The organism is Fibrivirga algicola (genome assembly GCF_011742925.1).
Taxonomy (GTDB): domain Bacteria; phylum Bacteroidota; class Bacteroidia; order Cytophagales; family Spirosomataceae; genus Fibrella; species Fibrella algicola.
Genome location: NZ_WAEL01000009.1, coordinates 84,157 through 105,178, shown reverse-complemented (window position 1 = coordinate 105,178; position 21,022 = coordinate 84,157). Strand labels below are relative to the sequence as shown.

Here is a 21,022-nt window from a genome sequence, read left to right as displayed (position 1 = left end):
CATCAATTGAGCTTCTGCCTTACTATGGGGTAGCTGATACAACGGGGGTATATCTGCCACCTAAGGTAAATAACCTGTTGTTCTCAGCAATTTAACAAAATCTTCATCCTTATAACGACCCTTATTAGCTAGACTGGTTACTGTTTTTCAGCGCTTGGCACAGTACTGCGATAGTTACCGGATCAATTATGTAAACCCACTTTTCATTTCTTAGACTAGTTCCTTTACATAAGATGACGTCTGCCCCCCATGGAATAGTACAAGTTAGTCGCATTTGCCGTTTCGAGTAAAATCCACGCTCCCTCGTTACGATCAAGGAACTAACGCCTCACCTGTCAAGCTAAACAGCAAACTTTCCAAGTGAGGCATTTTGTCGAAACTAGTGATCCAGTTCTACCTAATTTACTTGAACGTTAAATGCTGTACTCGCACGGCATTGAGGATGGCTAACATGGCTACGCCAACGTCGGCGAAAACGGCTTCCCACATCGTAGCCAGCCCCCCGGCTCCAAGAACGAGGACAATGCCCTTGACTACCAGCGACAAGGTGATGTTCTGCCAGACGATTCGGCGCGTGGCCCGGCCAATTTCGACGGCTATGGCAATCTTGGCGGGTTCGTCATTCTGAATAATTACGTCAGCGGTTTCGATGGTGGCGTCAGAGCCTAAACCGCCCATAGCCATGCCTACGTCGGCCAGTGCCACCACTGGTGCATCGTTGACGCCGTCGCCAACGAAGGCCAGCTTTGCCTTTTGATTATGGGCCAGATCAGCCTTCAGTCGTTCAACCTGGGCTACTTTATCTTCGGGCAGCAGATCGCCGTGCCATTCGTCGACGCCAACCTGCTGAGCCACTGCTTCAACAACGGCCGATTTATCACCCGACAGCATGACCGTGCGAATACCGTCCGCTTTGAGCCGTTTTACCGCCTCGGCAGCGTCTGCTTTTATCTCATCGGCAATGGTGAAGTAGCCGGCAAATTGCCCGTCTAGGGCAGTCATGACAATGGTGTAGGGGATCGTTGTCAGCGCCTCGTCAAACGTAACGCCGAACTTACGGAGCAGTTTGGCGTTACCCGCCAGCATCTCTTTCCCGTCGACGAGTCCTTTCAGTCCGTGACCGGCAATCTCCTCGACATGTTCTACCGAAACCGTTTCATAGCCCTTCCCCGCATACTCGATAATCGCGGTAGCGACGGGATGAGTCGATTTGCTTTCCAGCGCCGCCGTTAACCGGGCCAGGTCTTTGGGGTCGAGGTTTACGGGTTTGACCTCCTGCACCTTGAAAACGCCTTTGGTCAACGTACCTGTCTTGTCCATGACAACCGTTTTCAGCTGGGTCATCAGATCCAGAAAGACAGAGCCCTTAAAGAGAATGCCCTGCTTTGACCCGGCCCCAATACCGCCGAAGTAGCCCAACGGAATAGAGATCACCAGCGCGCAGGGGCAGCCGATAACCAAAAATACCAGGCCCCGGTAGAGCCAGTCGGCAAAGTGATAATCGGTTACAAAGAAGTAGGGCAACACGGTTACCAGCAGGGCCAGGCCACAGATCGCCGGAGTGTAGATTTTGGCAAACCGGGCAATAAACTCCTGGGTCTGTGCTTTGCGACCGGTAGCCTGCTGCACGAGTTTAAGAATACGTGACAGTTTGGAATCCTGATAGGGCGTGGTCACGTCCATCTCGACCAATGACTGCCGGTTGATCATACCCGCCAGCACCGCCTCTCCTTTGGCAATGGAGCGGGGAACGCTTTCGCCCGTCAGTGCCGCCGTATCGAATGTCCCTGATTCGGAGCGCATGGTACCATCCAGCCCTACTTTCTCACCAGCTTTGATCTGGATGACATCGCCAACGCTAACCGTGGCTGCTTTGACAGTTTGAGCCTGTCCGTTCCGGAGTACCGTCACCTCGTCGGGCCGCACATCCAGCAAGGCCTTGATCGAGCGACGCGCCCGCAGCACGGCGGCATCCTGAAACAACTCCCCGATGGTATAAAACAGCATCACGGTCACACCTTCGGGGTATTCCCGAATGCCAAATGCGCCCAGCGTTGCTACACCCATCAGGAAGAATTCGGTGAACACGTCACGGTTCAGGATGCTGCTCCACGCCCGCTTCAGCACTGGCCAGCCAACGGGTAGATAAGCCACCAGGTACCACATCAGGCGCCACGGGTCGCGGAACCAGCTTTGGGCGTAGCTATCCAGCATAATTCCTCCTAACAGGAATACCAGGCTACTGAAGGCGGGCGCATAGGTACGCCAGGTTTGCTCCGGTCCTTTTTTGGCGGGCGCAACGTCGGCGGCCGGCGTTGTTCCGTCTTCAATTAGGTCAACATCGTCGCCGTGCTCGTGCCCGTCGTCGTGATTATGTTCGTGTGCCATACGTAGTTTAGAGTGCTATAAAAAAAGTGAAAATGCCGAGGCCAATCAGAATGCCCCCGGTAATGCGTTTTTCATTATGATCCAGCCAGTGCCAGTCAACGTGCGCCAGGCCCCGGTATGACAGGGCCGTTAGCCCCACCATGCAGGCAATGGTCACGACCGTATACGCTATCGCCAACGTGGTGATGGCGGGCCAGCCCAGCGTTCCGGCAGTGAAGAAGAACGTTTCAATCTCCAGGCAGGGGGAGAACAGCATCGCCACTGACAGAGAGGTGATGATGGCTGCCTTGGAGCGCCCGGCTAATCCCCTGGGTACGTGCTCGTGGGGCGTGTTGGCCTGGTGCATGGCAAAATAAATAAGCCCCATGAAGACCAGTAGCGACGAGGCTACAAGCCGGGCCTGCGCTTCGAGTTGCTCGGATACCTTCATACCGATCGCGCCGATTGCTACTCCCAGCGCCACTGTACTAAGGGTATGGAAAAAGCCGCTTATGGCTACCACCCCCAGCGTTTCCCGTTCCGACCAGTTTTCGGTGCGGCCAATAAGCACGACCGGCAACCAGTGGTTAGGTATTGCGGCGTGAACTGATCCCAATAAAATGCTGCCTATCAGTAAGTTCCAGAGCATCTATTCTGTGTTTATCGACTTTAGTTGTTAATGGGCATGCCCCCCCCCTTCATTACCTCCTTCACTCGCCGACAGGATGTCGTATGCACCGGTCAGCACCACCTGCGTATCACCCGCTATACCAGTGGGCAACGCCACAGAGCGGTATCCGTTCTGGACTGTCCCGGCCCGTACAGGCACTGGCCGGAATCGGTAATGGGTCTGATCCTGGTGGGCTTCCTTCCCGGCAAACACAAAGATTTGACTGCTTGTACCCGCCTGCACAACTGCGGCCTCAGGCAGGGCCGGTTCCGTAGCGGCGCCTGTCTCGATGGCTGCTTTCAGGAAGGTACCTGGTCGTAAACCACCGAACACCGGATTATCCAGACTCGCGTAGACCTTTACCGTGCGGTCGGGGCCAACTTCCCGATTGATGAGCTTGATTCGTCCCATCCGTTCGCCCGCTACCCCGATTACCGACAGCCGCACCCGCTGACCAACCTGCATCCGGGTCAGGTCAGCCTCAAACACCGTCAGTTCAGCCAGTAAACCAACCGTGTTCATGATCTCAAACAGTACGTCGTTGGCCGCTACATAACTACCCTGGTTCACGTTGACCTGGGTAAGCGTGCCGCCAATGGGCGCCCGAACGTTCAGGCTGCGGGTGATGGTCTCGGGCGTCAGTTTGGCCGGGTTCAAACCCAAAATGGCTAGTTGCTGACGCAGCCCTCCTACCCGCGCCCGCAACGTACCCAGTTGGGCCGTTGCCTGTTGCAGCGTTTTCAGGGCGCCTACGTTCTCACGGCTCAGCTCGCTTTGCCGCTCAAACTCCTGCTGCTGATACGTGAGTTGACTGGTTGTTTCCAGATATTCCTGCTGGATGCGAATAAACTCAGGGTTTTCCAACACCGCCAGCGTCTGCCCCTGCCGCACCGCTGTACCAGCCAGCAGATTCGCCGACTTGAGAATTCCTCCGTACGGCGTGGCGATCGACACCTGTTGACCAGGCGGTACAGTCAGCGAGCCATTAACGCGGATCAGCTGACTCATTTGTCGCCTTTCCAGTCGGCCTAATTGTACACCAATAGCCCGGTACTGGGCTTCGCTCAGTTCGATCAGTCCGGCTTCGTCGTCGGTTTCAACCTTAGCCGTATCTGTTTGGGCGGTGGTGGAACTCTTACCGGCCGTATTTTCGCCTGATTCGTGCTTACAGGCTGCTCCCGTACATAGCGTAAGCAGCACAGCGATAATAATGAGGTGGCTTCGTTTCATTAGTCGGTTCGCCCCAACAAAAAATCGAGGCTGATTAAGGTTTGATTGAGGTCATTGAGTGCTGCTAAATAGCCGGTCTGGATCTCGCTAACGGTTCGTAGGTTTTGTAGTAATTCGACGTAGCCGATCTCGCCCGCTCCGTAGGCTTTGGTTACCTGCTCTCGAATCAGGGTGGCTTGGGGTAACGCCGATTCGCGGTAGTAGATCAGTGCCTGCTGATTTTTCTGGTAGGTCTGAACGGCCGTGGCTACTTCACCTTCCAGGGTACGTTGGAGAGCAGTACGCTGGGCTTCAGCCCTTTGCTGCCCGATTCGGGCCGCTTCCAGGCGAGCCTTGAGGGGCTTGGCAAATAAAGGGATCGACACACCTACTTGCCCATAGGTGAAGCGATTGCCAAACCCATAGAACCGCTCGCCTGCGCCGTCAGGGAGCGTCTGGAACCCCTGTAGCGACTGATTCGCTATTCCCAGCGTAAAGTCGGGCCTGAGCCGGGCAGCTTCTACGTCGGTTTCGCGCCTGGCAATATCGATTTGGCTGTTCAGCTGAGCTAGCTCCGGGTTTTGAATCAGCATTGTGGAGTCAATCAGGGGCAGCACTCGCTCAGTAAGCGGAGTGTCGGGAAGAACAGGCGGGGTAGACGAGGCCAGCAGCGTCTGTAGCTGCCGGGCCAGAATCTGCGCGTCCAGCTTATTTTGGAACAGGGCAGTTTGCGCCTGTCTGAGCTGCACCTGGGCGGCGGTCAGTTCCAGCAGGGTACCTTCGCCGGTCCGTCGACGTACCTCCGCCCCCCGGGCTATAGCCGCATACAAACTGTCCTGACTGCGGAGAAAACCGGCCAGCGATTGTACATACCACAACTGGTAGTAGGTGGCTTTCACCTGCCGGGCCAACTCGGTGTAAGAAAGGCGCCCTTCGGCTTCGGCTCCCTGAGCGCGGGCATCGGCCAGTGATCGCAGCCCCCGTACCAGCGTTGGATTAGGCAAGCGCTGAACCACGGTAAACGACTGGTCGATGTACCGACTGTTGTACTGCCCGAAGGTCGTGCCCACATCAGTTTTGCCGACCTCACCCGCCGTACCGCGTAGCGCCTGCTGATAGCCAACGTTGAGTTGCGACACCCGTACCAACGGGTTGTTGGCGCCTGCCTGTTGGAGGGCCTGAGCCAGCAGTAGCCCTTTGTCACTGCCTGGCGAAGGGAGGGTTGCTACTGGTTGAGCCGTGACCTGAGCCTGGACCAGGGGTGACCACAAACTACTTATAGCGATAAGCCCCAGTATGAACCACCCTGTTACAGAAGCGGAGACAGTTACGGACGCAACTGTGAGCTTGGGTCGACCAAATGCCTGGCCAAATCGCCGCTCGATGAGTACATACAATACCGGCAAGACGAACAAGGTCAGCAGAGTTGCTGAAACCAGGCCACCAATGACCACCGTTGCCAGTGGTTTCTGCACCTCGGCCCCGGCCGAACTCGACAGGGCCATGGGCAGAAAGCCAAGTGACGCTACCGTAGCGGTCATCAGCACGGGTCGTAGCCGCACGGCAGTTCCTTCGAAGATAACGTTAACGAGATCTGTTTTACCGGCCAGCCGGAGTCGGTTGAATTCACCGATCAGCACAATGCCATTCAATACCGCTACCCCAAATAGGGCGATGAAGCCTACCCCCGCCGAAATGCTGAACGGCATGTCGCGCAGCCACAGGGCCAGCACCCCACCAATGGCCGCCAGGGGAATAGCCGAGAAAATCAGCAACGACTGCCGTACGGAGCCAACGGTGAGAAACAGCAGCAGAAAAATTAAGGCCAGCGCTACCGGCACGGCGATCGACAGGCGGTTGCGGGCCTCGATCAGGTTCTCGAACTGGCCGCCGTAGGTGACGTAGTAACCAGGCGGAAACTTGATCTGACTGGTTAGTCTCTCCTGTAGTTCCAACACCACGCTTTCCACATCCCGTCCCCGCACGTTGAAGCCCACCGTTAGCCGTCGTTTGGCATCTTCGCGTTGGATCTGGTTCGGGCCGGGTCGTAACTCTACGTTGGCCAGTTGCGACAGCGGCACAGGGGGACCATCGGGAACGGGAATGGTCAAGGCCCGTACATCGTCGATACTGCCACGTTCCTGTTCAGCCAGCCGCACCATGAGGTCGTAGCGCCGTTCACCTTCATAGACCAGGCCCGCACTCTGCCCGGCGAAAGCCGCCGCCACGGTCTGATTCACCTCATCTACGCTCAGGCCATGGCGGGCCAGTGACTCCCGATCCACCTGAACCACAATCTGCGGGAGCCCCGACACCTGTTCTACATAGCGATCAGTTGCTCCCGACACGCTTCCAACCAGGTTATTGATCTGTTTGGCCAATCGGGTTAACTCGGTCAGGTCTTCCCCAAAAACCTTAATAGCTACATCCTGCTTAGCACCCGAAATGAGCTCGTTAAAGCGCATCTGGATGGGTTGTTGAAAGCCAAACTCCACGCCCGGAATAGCTTCGAGGGCTTCAGCCATGTTAGCGGCTAGTTCCTCCATGCTACTGGCCGATTGCCACTCGCTTTGGGGCTTGAGCAGCACCATCAGATCGCAGGCTTCTACAGGCATAGGGTCAGTTGGGATTTCACCCGCCCCAATTTTGCCGATCACCTCGCGCACTTCCGGAAACTGCTTGCGCAGCAACCGGCCCGCCTGGAGGGATTTGTCGATGGTTTGGGTCAGCGAGCTACCCGTACGTACCCGCAGCTCAACGGCAAAATCACCTTCGTTGAGCTGCGGAATAAATTCGCCGCCCAGCGTGATAAACAACCATACCGCACCGGCCAGTAGGGCTACTGACACACCCAAAACAAGGGCTTTCGTCTGCATAGCACCACGCAACAACGGCTGATAGCCACGCTGAAAAAACGCCATCATCCGGTCGGAGAATGTCTGTTTGTGGGCGATCGTCTTGCTTAAAAACAAGGCTGACATCATAGGTACGTAGGTCAGCGACAGGATGAACGCCCCCGCAATGGCAAAAACAACCACTTGCGCCATCGGCCCGAACATTTTACCCTCAATGCCTACTAACGCCAGAATGGGCAGGTAGACAATCAGGATGATAATCTCGCCGAATGCCGCCGAACTACGGATGCGGCTCGCCGATTCATACACCTCCTCGTCCATTTGCTGCTGCGAAAGCCGGGATAACTTAACCAGGCCTAAATGGTGCAGCGAGGCTTCGACAATAATAACGGCCCCGTCTATGAGCAGGCCAAAGTCGATGGCACCCAGACTCATCAGGTTACCCGACACGCCAAAGAAATTCATCATACTGACCGCGAATAGCATAGCCAACGGAATCACGGAGGCCACAATCAACCCCGCCCGCAGGTTGCCTAGAAACAGGATCAGGACAAAAATGACAATCAAGGCACCTTCGATCAGGTTCTGGGTCACCGTATTGATGGCTCGATCAACGAGTTCGGAGCGGTCCAGAAACGCGTGGATATCCACGCCTTCGGGTAGGGTTCGGCGAATCTGCTCAATACGGGTTTTCACCTGCCCGATCACCACATTGGCGTTTTGCCCTTTAAGCATAAGCACCAAGCCCCCTACCGCTTCGTCTTCGCCGTTTCGGGTTAGGGCACCGTAACGTACGGCTGAGCCAAACTGCACAGTCGCCACATCGCGAATCAGGATGGGGGTACGTCCGCTGGTGCGCCGAACCACAATCCGCCCGATGTCGTCCAGATTCGTTACCAACCCTTCGGTGCGGATAAAGTAGGCACTGGGCTTTTTGTCGATGTAGGCCCCGCCCGTATTCTGGTTATTGCGCGAAAGGGCGGTGAACAGATCGCCGATGCTCAGGCCGTAAGACCGTAGCCGGTTGGGATCGATCGCGATTTCGTATTGTTTCAAGAGTCCGCCAAAACTGCTCACATCCGCTACGCCGGACGTACCCAGCAGTTGCCGCCGAACCACCCAATCCTGAATAGTCCGTAGTTCAGTAGGCGAGTAGCGGTTCTCAAAACCCGGTTTGGCGTAGATGACGTACTGGTAAATCTCACCTAGTCCCGTTGAGACTGGCCCGATGGTCGGCTCGCCCGTTCCAGCCGGAATTTGACTACGGGCATCCACCAGCCGCTCGCTGATTTGCTGCCTGGCCCAGTACAGATCGGTGTCATCGTTGAAAACGATGGTGACGACCGACAACCCAAAACGCGATATAGACCGTACCTCAACAATCTCAGGCACGGTAGCCATTGTCTGTTCGATGGGGAAGGTAACGAGCCGTTCAATCTCCTGGGCGGCCAGCGAAGGGCTTCGTGTAATAATCTGGACTTGGTTGTTGGTAATGTCGGGCAGCGCGTCGATGGGAAGGCGGCTGAGTGAATAGCCACCCCAACCCATCAGAGCCAGCGTCAGCAGCCCCACAATGAGTTTGTTCTGAATTGAAAATAAAATGATGCGATCCAGCATAGTCGAATCTGAACAGGTTTACAACAAGAAGATGCCGTATATGCGCAATCGCACAACTTCACCCCCTGGCAAGAGGGCATAGCGGAGTCAATAGCCATAAACGGAAAGGGTGTTCAGACCCGAAGTTGGGGGGGCTGCCAGATGGCAGTAATCGGATCGAGTGGGTAAGCCGAGGCGTAGGCAAACGACGCTACGGCAATCGGCACAAGGTCGATCGAAGAGAGAAGCGAATAATGAAAATGGGGAACAACGGAAATGGTGACGGCACAGCAGGTACACGTACAAAAGGGTGTGCACGTGTCGTGTTCATGCTGTGAGCGTTCCGCCCCTGTAGCCGACATGACCATAGCCTGTTCCATTTGCTCATTGGGGAGCAAAGGTTCATCTGAGCAAGGCCATAAGGATAGCCCCAGCAGGTACATGGACAATAAGAGGGTCAACCACTTCACAGCCCCAAAGGTACGCTGCCAGGTTATGCAACAGGTAGTCAAAAAGAAAGACATCCGTATTTCTTTGTGGCCATACGGTGTAGCCTTCCGGTTCCGACTTATTGAACTTAGTCGTTGTTCCCAGCTGGGGTCGGAAATTTGTTGCAGTGGCCAGCCACGTCTCTTTTGACGATGCCTAACAGTCTAAAAAACTCTTCTTTATCGATATTAAGCCCAGTTCACAATCGGCTATGGACAATCAGATTGTCGTTACACAGCTGCTGTAGCGAACTCATGACGATTTTACAGTGCGTCACGACGGGCACCTTCGGCCGAGAGTGGCTCAGCGATGTAGGTGCCTTTATAGAGTCATCAGCTGATCAAACCGTTGAGTAGCCTCTTTTTAACCCACTCAATGATGACGAAGCCTGTAGCCCATCGGGGCACGTAGCGAGGCAGCGTATCAAGTCGTTGTGTTTTGGTTGCCTTAATGCCCCTCAGTCGACAGTAGACCAATTGCCAAACGGCAGCAATTAGCCTGAATAAACTGACTTGGTGCAGCTGATTAGATTAGATACTAATACTGAATAGTCATAAATAGGACTACATCGCGCCCGATTGTGCGTTTGTTTTATTATACTATAATACAACTACAACAAAAAGTGTGTAGTTTTATGCTCTGGCCAGCGATTTAATGAATGTATGTAAATCCGGTAAGCGCGCCTATCCTATTGCGGATTCGTGATTTCCTTACTTAACTCTACAGGTGGTAGTTTACCACTAATCGAAACGTATGAATAACCATGAATAAACAAAGAAAACAACTGATCCGCGTCGTTTTTGATGTGGTCGATGAGCACAAACAGCAGATCCGATTGAATGAAGATCTTTCAGTGGCGGCAACGGATCCTGACGAGGCCATTGATTGGGTGTTTGCTGAAATGCAGCGGCAGTTTAATCGCTCGGACATTCTACTTGCCCGGGTACGTATCTGCGCCTGACTGGCTTAAGTTGATCATACAAAAGCTATAGCCACAAAAATACTCCCATGTGTGGTGGCCTTAGCTTGTGCTAAACGGGTAAACTGCCAGCTGGCTACCAGCCCCTGAACAGTGAGCATAAAGCCACTAGTAAGGCCATAAGTGACTTATTCTGTTTACTATAGTATTGATTCATACTAGGTCGGCAGCACCACATGATTGTATACACACTAGTGAGGCAAGCCGCTCCAGCAAACCAACAGTCGTGAAAGAACGGCTAGCGCAGGGCATTGCTAGTACGAAATGACACCCAGTCCTTTTTCAAACCTCTGTCCAACCTATACTATACCTGGGTTGGTTGTGGATGGCGTCTTTAATCAAGCTAAGAGCGTGTTGGAAATTGAGGAAGCAATTGTTGCATAATGCCCCACAGCAAATCAATTAGTCGCAGACGATTCATGTACAGCCATTATCGTAGGTGCAGGATGTTCAGGCTCGCTGAAAAGTATTCATGATAATGCCTATCTTTCCAGCCTTTCTCTCAAAACATGCCTGCTATGAATCGCACTATTTTGATCGTTACCGGTGATGGTGGCGAGAGTTATGAAACCCTTTATGCCGTGCATCGTTTTCAGGAAGAGGGCGATTTAACCCGTATTGCCGCGCCCAGTAAACGGCGTCTCAACCTGGTGATGCACGATTTTGAACTGGGCTGGGATACCTACATCGAGCGACCCGGTTATTGTTTAGCTTCAGACCTGACCATACAAGAGGTGGTTGTCGAGGAATATGACGCGATTTTGTTGCTGGGTGGCCGCGCCCCCGAATACCTGCGTAATCATGCCACTCTGCTGGAGGTTGTCCGCGAATTCGACCGGCATGGCAAATGGGTCTTTGCCATCTGCCACGGGATTCAGATTCTGGTTACGGCTGGTTTAGCCACCAACCGAACGCTAACGGCTTACGAACACGTCCGCACTGAAATAGAGATGGGCGGTGGCACCTATTCGACCCAACAAGCCGTACGTGACCGTAACATGGTTACGGGACAGACCTGGCAGTCACACCCCGAATTTTATAGGGAGGTATTTGCCTGCCTCAATGAGGCGCAACAAGTTGAGAAGCAAGAAGAGTTGAGGATTTCGTGAGACACGTTTGTCGTTGGTTTTTTAAGGTTGATGCACCCTTCATAGTCAGCCTAGCCTTCTACACGCGTTAAGTACTAAAAATAGCTGATTCCAGACGAACAGGTATCCCAGGATGGATAGTGGCCAGCATGATACAGAAAAGCCTTTGCCAATCATTAGTGCGGCAAAGGCTTTTCTAAAACGACTTACCCGCAGTCTATACCTGGGGGCGATCCCAAAAAGCAGGCGGTTCTACCCCCAGCGTGCGTAAGTAGACATAAGCCTGACCTCGATGATGAATTTCATTATCAATCAGGTAGAAAATAAACCAGTAGATAGGTCCTTCATATCGGCCAAAAGCCTTGTCGACTTCCTGGAAACGAGCGGGTGGAATCTGCGACCAATAACTGTTAATCGTCTCGGTCACCCGATCCCACTTGGCCAGTACCTGCTCTTTCGTCGTTGCTTTGGTGGATCCCTCTGACTCCTCGTCAAAGGAAGGCCACTGGCCCGAAACTACGCCCTGCATGCTCTGATCAGCCAGTTGCAGGACTTCATCCATCAGCGCCGAGCAAGGGCGCATGCCGCCCAGGGTGTACGAACCGAAATGTTCCTCGGGGTAGGCTTCGATCAACCGGCGGGTGAGTCCCCGGTGTCCCTGCCAGTGGGCAAGAAGTTGCTGGGGTGAGAGGACGATCTGGTCCATTGTCTGGCTGCGCTGCATTGTGTTTTCCATAGTTGCTGTTGGTTGACGTTATCGATTGATTGACCACCCAAAGAAAAGCCAGGGCAGTGACAGCAGTATGTCAGTAGGGAACTGTCGATGGTAACTAATCAGGCCCAGCAACAAAAATGTGTGAGCTACCCCTGATTATAATTGACGCAAATTGAAACGTCGCATAAGGCGCCAGCTAGATTGAGGCCCTTAGCTGACCCGTGGCTAGGAAATTAGTGGCTGTTGGCATAGGTCTGCCGATTTTGCCGTAGACTTCGTATCATAGGCCGTTCAACTAAACAGCCCATCAACAGGCACACCCACGAAAGCCCCTTCGTCTCGCAGAGGCTCGTTTATTGGACGACAACTATCAGGACCTAGGCAAATTTTACTCCTCACGCATCTTGTCCCTATAGGTCAATTCCACAGGATTCTTTCTTTCGTGGATCATCTTGAATGAGCCGTACAGGTAAATTAGTTGAGCCGTGGAAGAAACCTGTTTCGTACGGTAAGCGGTGATCTTTGTGGCATGAAGAATAGCACAAAAATTCAACTGGGTCAACATGGGCCTTTCGTGTCTAAACTGGGGTTGGGCTGTATGCGGATGTCTTCGATTTGGGGCGGCTCTACCCCTGACGAAATAGAAAGTATCGCTACAATCCAGGAAGCCCTGGATAAGGGTATTAATTTTTTGAATACCGGCGACTTTTATGGCGCCGGTCATAACGAGATACTGATAGGCAAAGCCATAAAAGGAAGACGAGACGATGCCTTCATCAGCGTTAAGTTCGGTGCCATCTTTCACAACGGACAGTGGCTGGGAATGGATCTGCGCCCCATCGCCATTAAGAATTTCATTAACTACTCGCTGACCCGTTTGGGTATTGACACCATCGACCTGTACCAGCCAAGCCGAATGGATGGCAGCGTGCCCCTGGAAGACATTATTGGCACAGTCGCCGACCTGATTAAAGAGGGTAAAGTGCGTTACATCGGTGTATCGGAAATAACGGCTGGCCAACTGCGTCAGGCCAATAGCATTCATCCTATCAGCGCACTGGAGATCGGCTATTCGCTGGCCGACCGCCAAATAGAAAGCGAACTGCTGCCAACAGCAAAGGAATTAAGCATTGGCGTCGTGGCCTTCGCTACTACAACTGAGGGCCTTTTGACCGGCGACTTGAAAGCACCGCTTGCCGAAACGGATTACCGGAACCATTTTTCTCGTTTTCAAGGTGAAAACTTACGTAAGAACCTGGAAAAAGTAGACGTTTTAATGCAATTGGCTCGCCTTAAAGGGTGCACACCAACGCAGGTTGCCATCGCCTGGGTGAAGGAGCAAGGTGACTACATTATGCCTCTGGTAAGCATGAGTCGTCGGTTGCGCTTGCCGGAAAATATCGCAGCGATGGATATTGTGTTCACACCACAAGAGATGAGTAGCTTGAACACGACTTTTGCACCAGGGGCCATACTTGGTGGCACCTACTTACAACGGTAAATGACCAGTCCAGCCGAAATACTTCCGGGCGTAATTTTCTACTCGTACCTCTCCGCTGAGCGTAAAGAGAAGGTGTGTTTCTGGAATCACCATACCTTAATCTTGCAGGTTTCGGGACAGTTTATCCTGGAAACCTCCAGCCAAACGATTTCGATGATGGGAGGAGATATGTTGCTGATCGGCAAAAATCAACTGGGTACGCTCACCAAAACACCGGTGCCCGGCGGCAACTATGAAACAATTGTGATATCCCTGCAGGAGGACCTGCTGCGCAAGATCGTATTAGAAGAGAAGCTCGAATCTGACCGGAAATATATGGGCCCGCCCAACATTCTGATTCCTGCCAACGAATTCCTGCAGGGGTACTTCCAATCCATCGTTCCTTATGCCCGTAGCTCGGGGGCAGCCATGACCGACGAAATGGGGATTTTGAAAGTAAAAGAAGGTGTTAAGCTGCTCTTGCTTGCCCTGCCCGGGCTTCGTAACTTCCTGTTCGACTTTTCAGCACCATACAAGATTGATCTGAAGAAGTTTATGCTCAGTAACTTTCATTTCAATGTTCCCATCGAAAAATTTGCGCAGCTGACCGGCCGTAGCCTGGCCGCCTTCAAACGTGATTTTCTAAAAACATTCGGTGCTCCGCCCCGCCAATGGCTACAGGACAAACGGCTGACCGAAGCTAAACATTTGATTGAAACGAAACATCAAAAACCGTCGGCCATTTACCTTGATCTGGGGTTTGAAAGCCTGGCACACTTCTCCTATTCTTACAAGAAAAAGTTCGGTATGGCGCCAACGGCAATGCATTCTGGTCTTACTCCAACGTGATCACGCGTTTTTTTTAAAATGTCCTGGACGGCATTGTCCGCCGTTATGGGTCTGGCTATTCAAGCTGTAACGACGTAAATATGAATAGGCCTTATCTCACATGGGAGGGTTTAGTAAGACATTTGTGAATCGAGCGCTGGCTTGTGCTTCCAGCGTCAACATAGTCCCTTTTTAGAGTCGGATGATCGGATGCTGCCGGTCGTGGTACAGCAACAGGTGCCAGTTATTCGCTTTGGCTTGTCGCTGCCATTGCTTACGCCACCCCATCGCCTTTTTGCCGTCATCATCTGCCTTATAAGCCATAGGCACAGCCAGATAAGCCGCCTGAGGCAGGTTATCCCCCCCATAAAAGGCCGTTTCTCCTTCTGAGGTGACCCAAAATACTTGGTGAAATGGCGTATGTCCACCTACCACTTGAAAAGTAATCTTGGGAGTAATAAACCCTTCGTCTGCGTCGAGCCAGGTAATAGGCGCATGCTTTATCAGAAATTCCAGTTTGTCAAAGTCATACGACGGGCTCCCTTTTTTTGTCAACGCATGCGCATATTCCCGGCGCTGCAGGTAAACCCTGGCTTGCGGAAAGGCCAGGTGAAACCCAGCGGGGCCGGTTAGGATCAAGCCATCCACGTGATCTTTGTGTAGATGCGTGAGCAGCACCCGGGTAATGGCACCCGATTGGACATCAACGGCAGCCAGGTTCATTAGTAAGGTTGACTTATCATTCGTTTGCCACCCTACCCCGGCATCCAATAAAATAGCCTCATCATCGATAAGGACTAAAAACGGTTGAACGGCCATCCTAATCCCGATTGCCGGTTCGGTGGCAGTCAGCAAGGCGAACTCTTTGTGTTTATTCACCAGAAAATCACCGTCCTTTAAGGGAATGATCCTCATCGTATGAGGGCTTTAAAAAGGGACAACAGAAACGCAAAAAGAATCAGAATCAGTAACGATAGAATGAAAATCGCCCAGCTGGTTCCATGAAGCAGATAGCCTGACAAACTCCCCAATACCCCAGACCCCGTATAATAAAACAGCCAATACAGGGAAGTAGCCGCACTTTTCGCGGCCGAGCCATGAAGAGCCACCATCCGGCTGGCCATCGTATGGGCCGCAAAAAAGGCCAGGGTCAACAGGCCTAAACCGATTAGCGTCAGTACTAGATGATCGAAAAACAGTAAGCCAACACCGACTAAGAAGACCAGGATGAAACCGCTTAAGACATGGGGAAGCTCATAGCGCTCCGACAGCTTGCGAGCGAGGATGGCACCGACCACACCAAACGCATACATGAGAAAAATACAGGCGATCCAGGAATGGCTCAATGAAAAAGGCGCTTGTGCCAACCGGACTGAGAGGTAATTATAAACGCTCACGAACGTACCCACCAGCAGGGCGCCAATCCCATAGAGACTTAACAGCCAGGGATCACGCATAAAACTCTTCATCTGCCTGAATTTAACGGAAACCGATGTGGGACCAGGCTGAAAAAAATGGCTTTCGGGGAAGAATTTCCAGAATAGCAGGCCCAGCAGCAGGCTTTCCACGCCAATCAGCAACACGGCCCCTTGCCAGCCCAGGAAGCCGGCGGAAAGGGTGGTTAGTATTCGGCCGCTCATTCCGCCAATGGTATTTCCGTTGAGATACATACTAATGGCCAGGCCGACAGCTGACAACTCGACCTCTTCGGTCAGATAAGCAAGGGCTACTGAGGAAACACCGGCCAATACAAATCCTTTAATTACTCCAACACCAATCAGGAGCGGTAGGCTCTGAAGGTAAACCGAAACCAGGGTAAGAATCGCCGAGGTGATCAAGGCAAAAGACATAAGTTTCCGGCGTGAAAATCCGTCGGCTTTAAGGCCAAAAAAGAACAGCCCCATGGCCATGCCTATGGTCGCCGACGAAACCAGCAGCGAACTAGTACCAACACTGGTCTTAAAATCGCGTGCTACGGTGGCTAATAACGGCTGAAAAAGATAAAGCTGGGCAAAAACAGAGAGTCCCGACAGGAAGAGGCAACTGTTGATCTTTTGAAAGCGCGGGCTGTATCTGGTTGCCAGTTCGGGCAAATACATAATGGCTGGCTCGATTGTGTTGGCCTCGTTCGTTAACGTGTCCATAGATAACACTACTCGTTTATCGCATAGATGTACCCTATGCCTATCCCGCCATCGGCTAGGGTATAGGCAGACAGGATCCTTTTGTAGCCAGGCCCTTCAAATTCATCCAGAACGGTCCAGTTCTGGGGAAGCATGGGTGAGCGCAACACCTGGGCTGGAATGGTGATGGATGGTTCACCAGGTGAAGCAGGGTTGAATCCGTTAAACCCTAATGTTGCGCCCCAGCCCTTTTTTTCCAGCCTGCCCATCACCGTGGCGCTTTCCCAGGTGCCTATAATGTGGGCTATCTTACTATGATTCGGTTTTCCAGGGGCCAATGTCCCGTAAATGATCAGCGTCTGTTCAGGCAAATAGGCGCGGAATACCTCCTTTTCTGCATTGGATAGCGATAGCGTGTCCAAATCAGACACGTTAATGTGCGCGATATCTGGTCGTAAGTTCAACGTCGCGATGGTCTCAGTGTGATTCATAGCGTAAAAGTCGGGGAAACCTTTACAGTTGAAAAACGGTATTTTTCGATAGAAACCATCGATAAAACCGATTTATACGTGGAACTGCGGCAACTCCGATATTTTCTGAAAGCCAAAGAGCTATTGAACTTCACAGAAGCAGCTAGTTCTTTACATATCAGTCAAAGCACGCTTTCTCAACAGATCAAACAGTTGGAGGATGAGCTTGATGTTCCCCTGTTTAACAGGATCGGCAAGCGAATATCGGTTACCGAAGCCGGTCATCTATTTGCAGACTATGCCCAGCAGAGTGTCAATCGGGCAGCCGATGGCTTTCTACTGCTCAAAGACCTGAATGAACTAAAAACAGGAACGATCCGCATCGGCGTCACCTTTGCACTACGCAATGCGCTGACCAAGACACTCGTTCAATTTTGCCGACAGTATCCGAGCATAAAGGTTCGTGTTGTGTTTGGCACCTCGGATGAGCTAATCGAAAAACTAAGCACAGCCGAACTGGATCTGGTGCTGACTTTTAAAGAGAAGCGAGACGACGCAAGCCACAAATACGAACGACTGTTCAGCTCTCCCATGACGTTGGTCGTTCCCAAAACATCCGAACTGGCCAATCGGAAGCGTATCCCACTGGAAGAAATTATAGGGTTGCCGTTGGCAATGCCGGCAAGTGGTTACAGCACCATTCAGCATATAACGGCGGCCTTTAAACGGAAAGGTTTAACGCCTGAGGTAGCCATCGAAATTAATGATATACCCACCTTGCTCTCATTAGTAAAAACGGGCCACTGGTATACGATATTAACCCAGGTAAGTGTAGATGACAGCGATCTGGTCACTATACCCCTTGAGGGCAACGATATGATGAGAAACGCCATGGCCATCTCCTTAATTGACGCCTACCCCAAAAAGGCCATGCTTTCCTTTTTTCACTTACTAAAACAGGAAGGCTAATTGACATCATACCCCGTGTAGACTTGAGACTGCATCCATTACAGGTACCCTCTATAAGCAACGGATTTAGTTGTCCAGTCACATGGGCTAATCTTCACCCGCCGTGGCCAGACAACCCTGGCTGAAAGTGAATCCTGGCCTGCACTTGGTGGGGGCCGGCAATGCGGGCTAATCCGTGCGCAACAGAATGTGTCGGCTCACAAACACATTGTCTTTCCTGGATACCAACTGCACCAGGTGATAGCCGAACGTACTTTTAAAGGGCCGGGATAGCTCACCAGGGACAAGGCGCAGGACCGCTTCTTTGTATTCATCTACGTAGTCCTCCATTGTACTGGGTGGTAGCTGGCCACCCACTTGGTAGGAGCCCGGGTCCTGGGAGTACTTAAGCGCCAGCGCTGCGAACGGTTTGCCCTGCTGCAGCGAATCATAGAGGGCATAAATCGTCGCTTTGGCCGTCGAATCATTGTAGCCAAGGTTGTTGTTGGTCTGTCGGCTCTGGCGCTGGGCGCTGGCCTCAGCGGTCAGACCCAGCAGGCAGGTAATGAGTAGGGCGTACTTCATGCTATAGTGTTTTGGCGTAAGGACCTCTGCCGGCGGGCAGGCGTTGGAAGGCAGAGCTGCATCAACACCTCAAACGAGGCCAATCCTCGCTTAGTAGTTGGGCTGGGGCAAAGGCAAGCTAACCGGGCTTCTGGGCGGCTTGTCATCCCTAAGTTTAGCGGCAAGGAGCTGAACCTTACGATGATCTACAAACTACAAGGCGATGTAGGTCATTTCTATACAGATCCTGGTTGCGGTCTTACTGAGTACCAATTGTGTGTTTGAGCAATGAAGCCTGTTGCCAACACAACGATAGTTTTTTTTGTTATGAAGACTTTTAAGGCCTAACCATAATACATTCGTTCAATGTAGTGAACGAGAAACCATACGATATGAATTCGCTCTTTACCATGGATAAAGGGGCTTATGCCAATATGCTGGCTGGCCTGAATAGCCTGCACTTCACGGAGCGGAAAGGTAATCTAACTGACTTTCGACTGTATTATGACGATTTATGGCTGTCAGATACGGCTGTGATTGAAAATCTGCGGCTATATCGGGGTGAGTGGGAAGTAGAACTTATTTTTGCCTATACAGTAAATCCTCTCAAGTTTATAAAACGCCGGATTACGTCCCATTCCTGTCCGAATCGAGCCGCACAGCAAGCCCATTATATGCGCCGCCTGGCGGCAAAAGACCAACGGGGTACGCTTACGGTTTCGGCCAATCAACTGAACGTCTGCTTTAATTAATTGTACATGCCTGTCTCGACTAAGGAACGCATTTTAAACGCTTCTATCCGACTCTTTAATGAGTACGGCGTTGATGCAGTGCGCCTTCAGCAGATAGCCGAGGAGATTGGTATAAGCGTAGGAAATTTAGCCTATCATTTCAAGACGAAAGATGCTATCGTCGATCTGGTCGATGAGCAGGTGCTTGATGAATTTGCTCATATTTTCCGCCAATACCTTCAGGCACCTGAGCTGTCAGCTTTCGACCAGCAGATTGGCTTATATTATCAATTCTTCAAGAACTACCAGTTTTATCTGGCTAAATTCTTCAAAGTTAACCCTGAGCGAACCGAGCAACAGGTAAAGTGGCAGCGTGCAGTGAACAAGATGATGATCCAACTTCGTAGTTGGCTCGATTTTCACGTTCAGCGGACCATGTTCTATCCCGAAAGAAGCCCTGGGGAATATGATCAGCTAGCGCAATCACTATGGATGACGCTCGTCTTCATGCCCGCCTTCGCGAGCATGCGTGGACAGACAGTTACCGAACGAAGCTACAAGCAGGCTGTTTGGGAACAATTGCGTCCACATTTTACAGAAGAAGGTATCTCCGAGTTCGACCTTATGGTGCTGCCCATGCTGGCTTAGCACTTCAGGAGACTCTTCTGTTTTCAACACTCTGTTTTTTCCTGTTTAAAATCAGTCGTTCGACTGTGCTGGATCATTGATTCCGCCGTTAACGAACTCAACCTTGTGAGACCTATTGAAAATAATTAGAAAAAATTTTCTAATTCCAAATTATAATTACATTTGTGCTCTATATAATTCAATATTCCGAACCTTCACACCCCCGTATCGCATGGCTAACGTATTATGGCTTCAGGGAGGAGCATGCAGTGGCAACACGATGTCGTTTCTCAATGCAGAGGAGCCTACAGTCGTCGAGTTAGTGACTGATTTCGGTGTCAATATCCTCTGGCACCCTTCTATTGGTCTTGAAATTGGCGAGCAGGTAACCGACCTGCTCAACGACATTGTCAACGGCCATACCCAATGCGACATACTTGTGTACGAGGGCAGTATTATTCAGGGGCCACACGGTAGTGGTACCATGAATTACTTTGCCGATCGCCCCATGCAGGATTGGGTTCGGGACTTGTCGAAAGTAGTGGGCTACGTAGTGGCCATTGGCGATTGTGCAACCTGGGGTGGTATTCCCGCCGTAGCACCCAACCCAAGTGAATCAACGGGTATGCAGTTCTTGAAAAAGGCAAAAGGTGGTTTCCTTGGCTCCGATTACGTATCGAAAGGCGGCTTGCCAGTTATCAACATCCCCGGTTGCCCGGCTCACCCCGACTGGATCACGCAAATTCTGGTTGCCATTGCCACAGGTCGTATTGGCGATGTGTTGCTGGATGAATACCACCGCCCCAAAACGTTCTTCACCGACTTCGTGCAAACGGGTTGTACCAACGTAATCAGCTTCGCGCAGAAAGTCGACGGTGGCTTTGGTAAACGGGGTGGTTGTTTGTTTTACGAGGTTGGTTGCCGCGGACCTATGACCCGCGCCAGTTGCAACCGAATTCTTTGGAACCGGCATTCGAGTAAGACTCGCGCCAACCACCCCTGTCTGGGCTGTACGGAACCGGGTTTTCCGCACCATGACTTGGAGAAGGGCAGCGTATTCAAAACGATGCACTATTTAGGTTTCCTGCCTAAAGAAGCCCCAGCAGGTACGTCGAAACTAGGCTACTACCTCCGCGCGGGATTCGAGAAAGTCGTTTCTGGCAGTGAACGTCTCGTTGGTGTCGATCAACCACAGTTTTCTTCCTCTAAGTAGTTATTAGTTAATGAGTTACTATTTATTCATCATTGGTTATTAGTCGTTGAGTACTTGCGCAAAGCGTAAT

At 51.9% G+C, this 21,022-nt stretch carries 18 protein-coding genes; 8 read left to right on the top strand and 10 right to left on the bottom strand.

The features are described from left to right. Window positions 1-402: 402 nt before the first annotated feature. The 5 genes from F7231_RS22095 to F7231_RS22075 form a co-directional block, all read right to left on the bottom strand. Window positions 403-2,388, bottom strand: a complete 1,986-nt coding sequence (locus tag F7231_RS22095; RefSeq protein WP_166693573.1) for a heavy metal translocating P-type ATPase — start codon at window positions 2,386-2,388, stop codon at window positions 403-405. A 7-nt stretch (window positions 2,389-2,395) separates the two neighbouring features. Continuing rightward, the gene (locus F7231_RS22090) at window positions 2,396-3,016 is read right to left on the bottom strand and encodes a hypothetical protein (RefSeq protein WP_085414299.1); all 621 of its coding nucleotides are present in this window, start codon (window positions 3,014-3,016) and stop codon (window positions 2,396-2,398) included. Between the two features lie 27 nt (window positions 3,017-3,043). Then, window positions 3,044-4,267 carry an efflux RND transporter periplasmic adaptor subunit gene (locus F7231_RS22085; protein WP_166693572.1) on the bottom strand — a complete coding sequence of 408 codons (1,224 nt, stop codon included), beginning with the start codon at window positions 4,265-4,267 and terminating at the stop codon, window positions 3,044-3,046. Continuing rightward, entirely contained in the window at window positions 4,267-8,718 is a 4,452-nt protein-coding gene (locus tag F7231_RS22080) for a CusA/CzcA family heavy metal efflux RND transporter (protein ID WP_166693571.1), read from the bottom strand. The genes F7231_RS22085 and F7231_RS22080 overlap by 1 nt, the downstream gene beginning before the upstream one ends. Before the next feature lie 113 nt (window positions 8,719-8,831). Next, entirely contained in the window at window positions 8,832-9,221 is a 390-nt protein-coding gene (locus F7231_RS22075; protein WP_208295665.1) for a DUF6660 family protein, read from the bottom strand. A 728-nt stretch (window positions 9,222-9,949) separates the two neighbouring features. Between F7231_RS22075 and F7231_RS22070 the strand changes: the two genes are divergently transcribed. Together F7231_RS22070 and F7231_RS22065 are read left to right on the top strand one after the other, a co-directional pair. Next, complete coding sequence (locus F7231_RS22070) at window positions 9,950-10,147, top strand: hypothetical protein (protein WP_085414302.1); 198 nt, start codon at window positions 9,950-9,952, stop codon at window positions 10,145-10,147. 536 nt (window positions 10,148-10,683) lie between these two features. Next, window positions 10,684-11,274: a DJ-1/PfpI family protein gene (locus F7231_RS22065; protein ID WP_166693570.1), complete on the top strand. Its 591-nt coding sequence runs from the start codon at window positions 10,684-10,686 to the stop codon at window positions 11,272-11,274. 196 nt (window positions 11,275-11,470) lie between these two features. Here F7231_RS22065 and F7231_RS22060 read toward each other — a convergent pair whose 3' ends face one another. Then, entirely contained in the window at window positions 11,471-11,989 is a 519-nt protein-coding gene (locus tag F7231_RS22060; protein ID WP_166693569.1) for a DinB family protein, read from the bottom strand. Between the two features lie 508 nt (window positions 11,990-12,497). Here F7231_RS22060 and F7231_RS22055 point away from each other — a divergent pair. Together F7231_RS22055 and F7231_RS22050 are read left to right on the top strand one after the other, a co-directional pair. After that, window positions 12,498-13,469 carry an aldo/keto reductase gene (locus F7231_RS22055; RefSeq protein ID WP_166693568.1) on the top strand — a complete coding sequence of 324 codons (972 nt, stop codon included), beginning with the start codon at window positions 12,498-12,500 and terminating at the stop codon, window positions 13,467-13,469. 102 nt (window positions 13,470-13,571) lie between these two features. Continuing rightward, window positions 13,572-14,297 carry a helix-turn-helix domain-containing protein gene (locus F7231_RS22050; RefSeq protein WP_229370227.1) on the top strand — a complete coding sequence of 242 codons (726 nt, stop codon included), beginning with the start codon at window positions 13,572-13,574 and terminating at the stop codon, window positions 14,295-14,297. A gap of 171 nt (window positions 14,298-14,468) precedes the next feature. On the opposite strand, the gene F7231_RS22045 is transcribed toward F7231_RS22050, so the two are convergent. Genes F7231_RS22045 through F7231_RS22035 form a run of 3 tightly spaced genes read right to left on the bottom strand, consistent with a single transcriptional unit; the run spans window position 14,469 to window position 16,890 of the window. Further along, window positions 14,469-15,191, bottom strand: coding sequence for an MBL fold metallo-hydrolase (locus F7231_RS22045; protein ID WP_166693566.1), 723 nt, complete (start codon window positions 15,189-15,191; stop codon window positions 14,469-14,471). After that, window positions 15,188-16,420: an MFS transporter gene (locus F7231_RS22040; RefSeq protein ID WP_208295664.1), complete on the bottom strand. Its 1,233-nt coding sequence runs from the start codon at window positions 16,418-16,420 to the stop codon at window positions 15,188-15,190. The genes F7231_RS22045 and F7231_RS22040 overlap by 4 nt, the downstream gene beginning before the upstream one ends. An 8-nt stretch (window positions 16,421-16,428) precedes the next feature. Then, window positions 16,429-16,890: a gamma-glutamylcyclotransferase family protein gene (locus tag F7231_RS22035; protein WP_166693565.1), complete on the bottom strand. Its 462-nt coding sequence runs from the start codon at window positions 16,888-16,890 to the stop codon at window positions 16,429-16,431. On the opposite strand from F7231_RS22035, the gene F7231_RS22030 reads away from it, so the two are divergent. Then, a complete protein-coding gene (locus F7231_RS22030; RefSeq protein WP_198172122.1) occupies window positions 16,882-17,838 on the top strand; it encodes a LysR family transcriptional regulator in 957 nt (318 codons plus the stop codon). The genes F7231_RS22035 and F7231_RS22030 overlap by 9 nt on opposite strands. Before the next feature lie 168 nt (window positions 17,839-18,006). On the opposite strand, the gene F7231_RS22025 is transcribed toward F7231_RS22030, so the two are convergent. Next, entirely contained in the window at window positions 18,007-18,402 is a 396-nt protein-coding gene (locus F7231_RS22025; protein ID WP_166693564.1) for a peptidylprolyl isomerase, read from the bottom strand. A gap of 371 nt (window positions 18,403-18,773) precedes the next feature. Between F7231_RS22025 and F7231_RS22020 the strand changes: the two genes are divergently transcribed. The 3 genes from F7231_RS22020 (at window position 18,774) to F7231_RS22010 (ending at window position 20,952) form a co-directional block, all read left to right on the top strand. Continuing rightward, window positions 18,774-19,133 (top strand): hypothetical protein, encoded by a 360-nt coding sequence (locus F7231_RS22020; RefSeq protein ID WP_085414310.1) that lies wholly within the window; start codon window positions 18,774-18,776, stop codon window positions 19,131-19,133. A gap of 6 nt (window positions 19,134-19,139) precedes the next feature. Next, on the top strand, window positions 19,140-19,760 hold the full coding sequence (locus F7231_RS22015; protein ID WP_085414311.1) for a TetR/AcrR family transcriptional regulator: 621 nt from the start codon (window positions 19,140-19,142) through the stop codon (window positions 19,758-19,760). Window positions 19,761-19,971: 211 nt separating this feature from the next. Continuing rightward, window positions 19,972-20,952 carry an NADH-quinone oxidoreductase subunit B family protein gene (locus F7231_RS22010; protein WP_085414312.1) on the top strand — a complete coding sequence of 327 codons (981 nt, stop codon included), beginning with the start codon at window positions 19,972-19,974 and terminating at the stop codon, window positions 20,950-20,952. Window positions 20,953-21,022 lie beyond the last annotated feature (70 nt).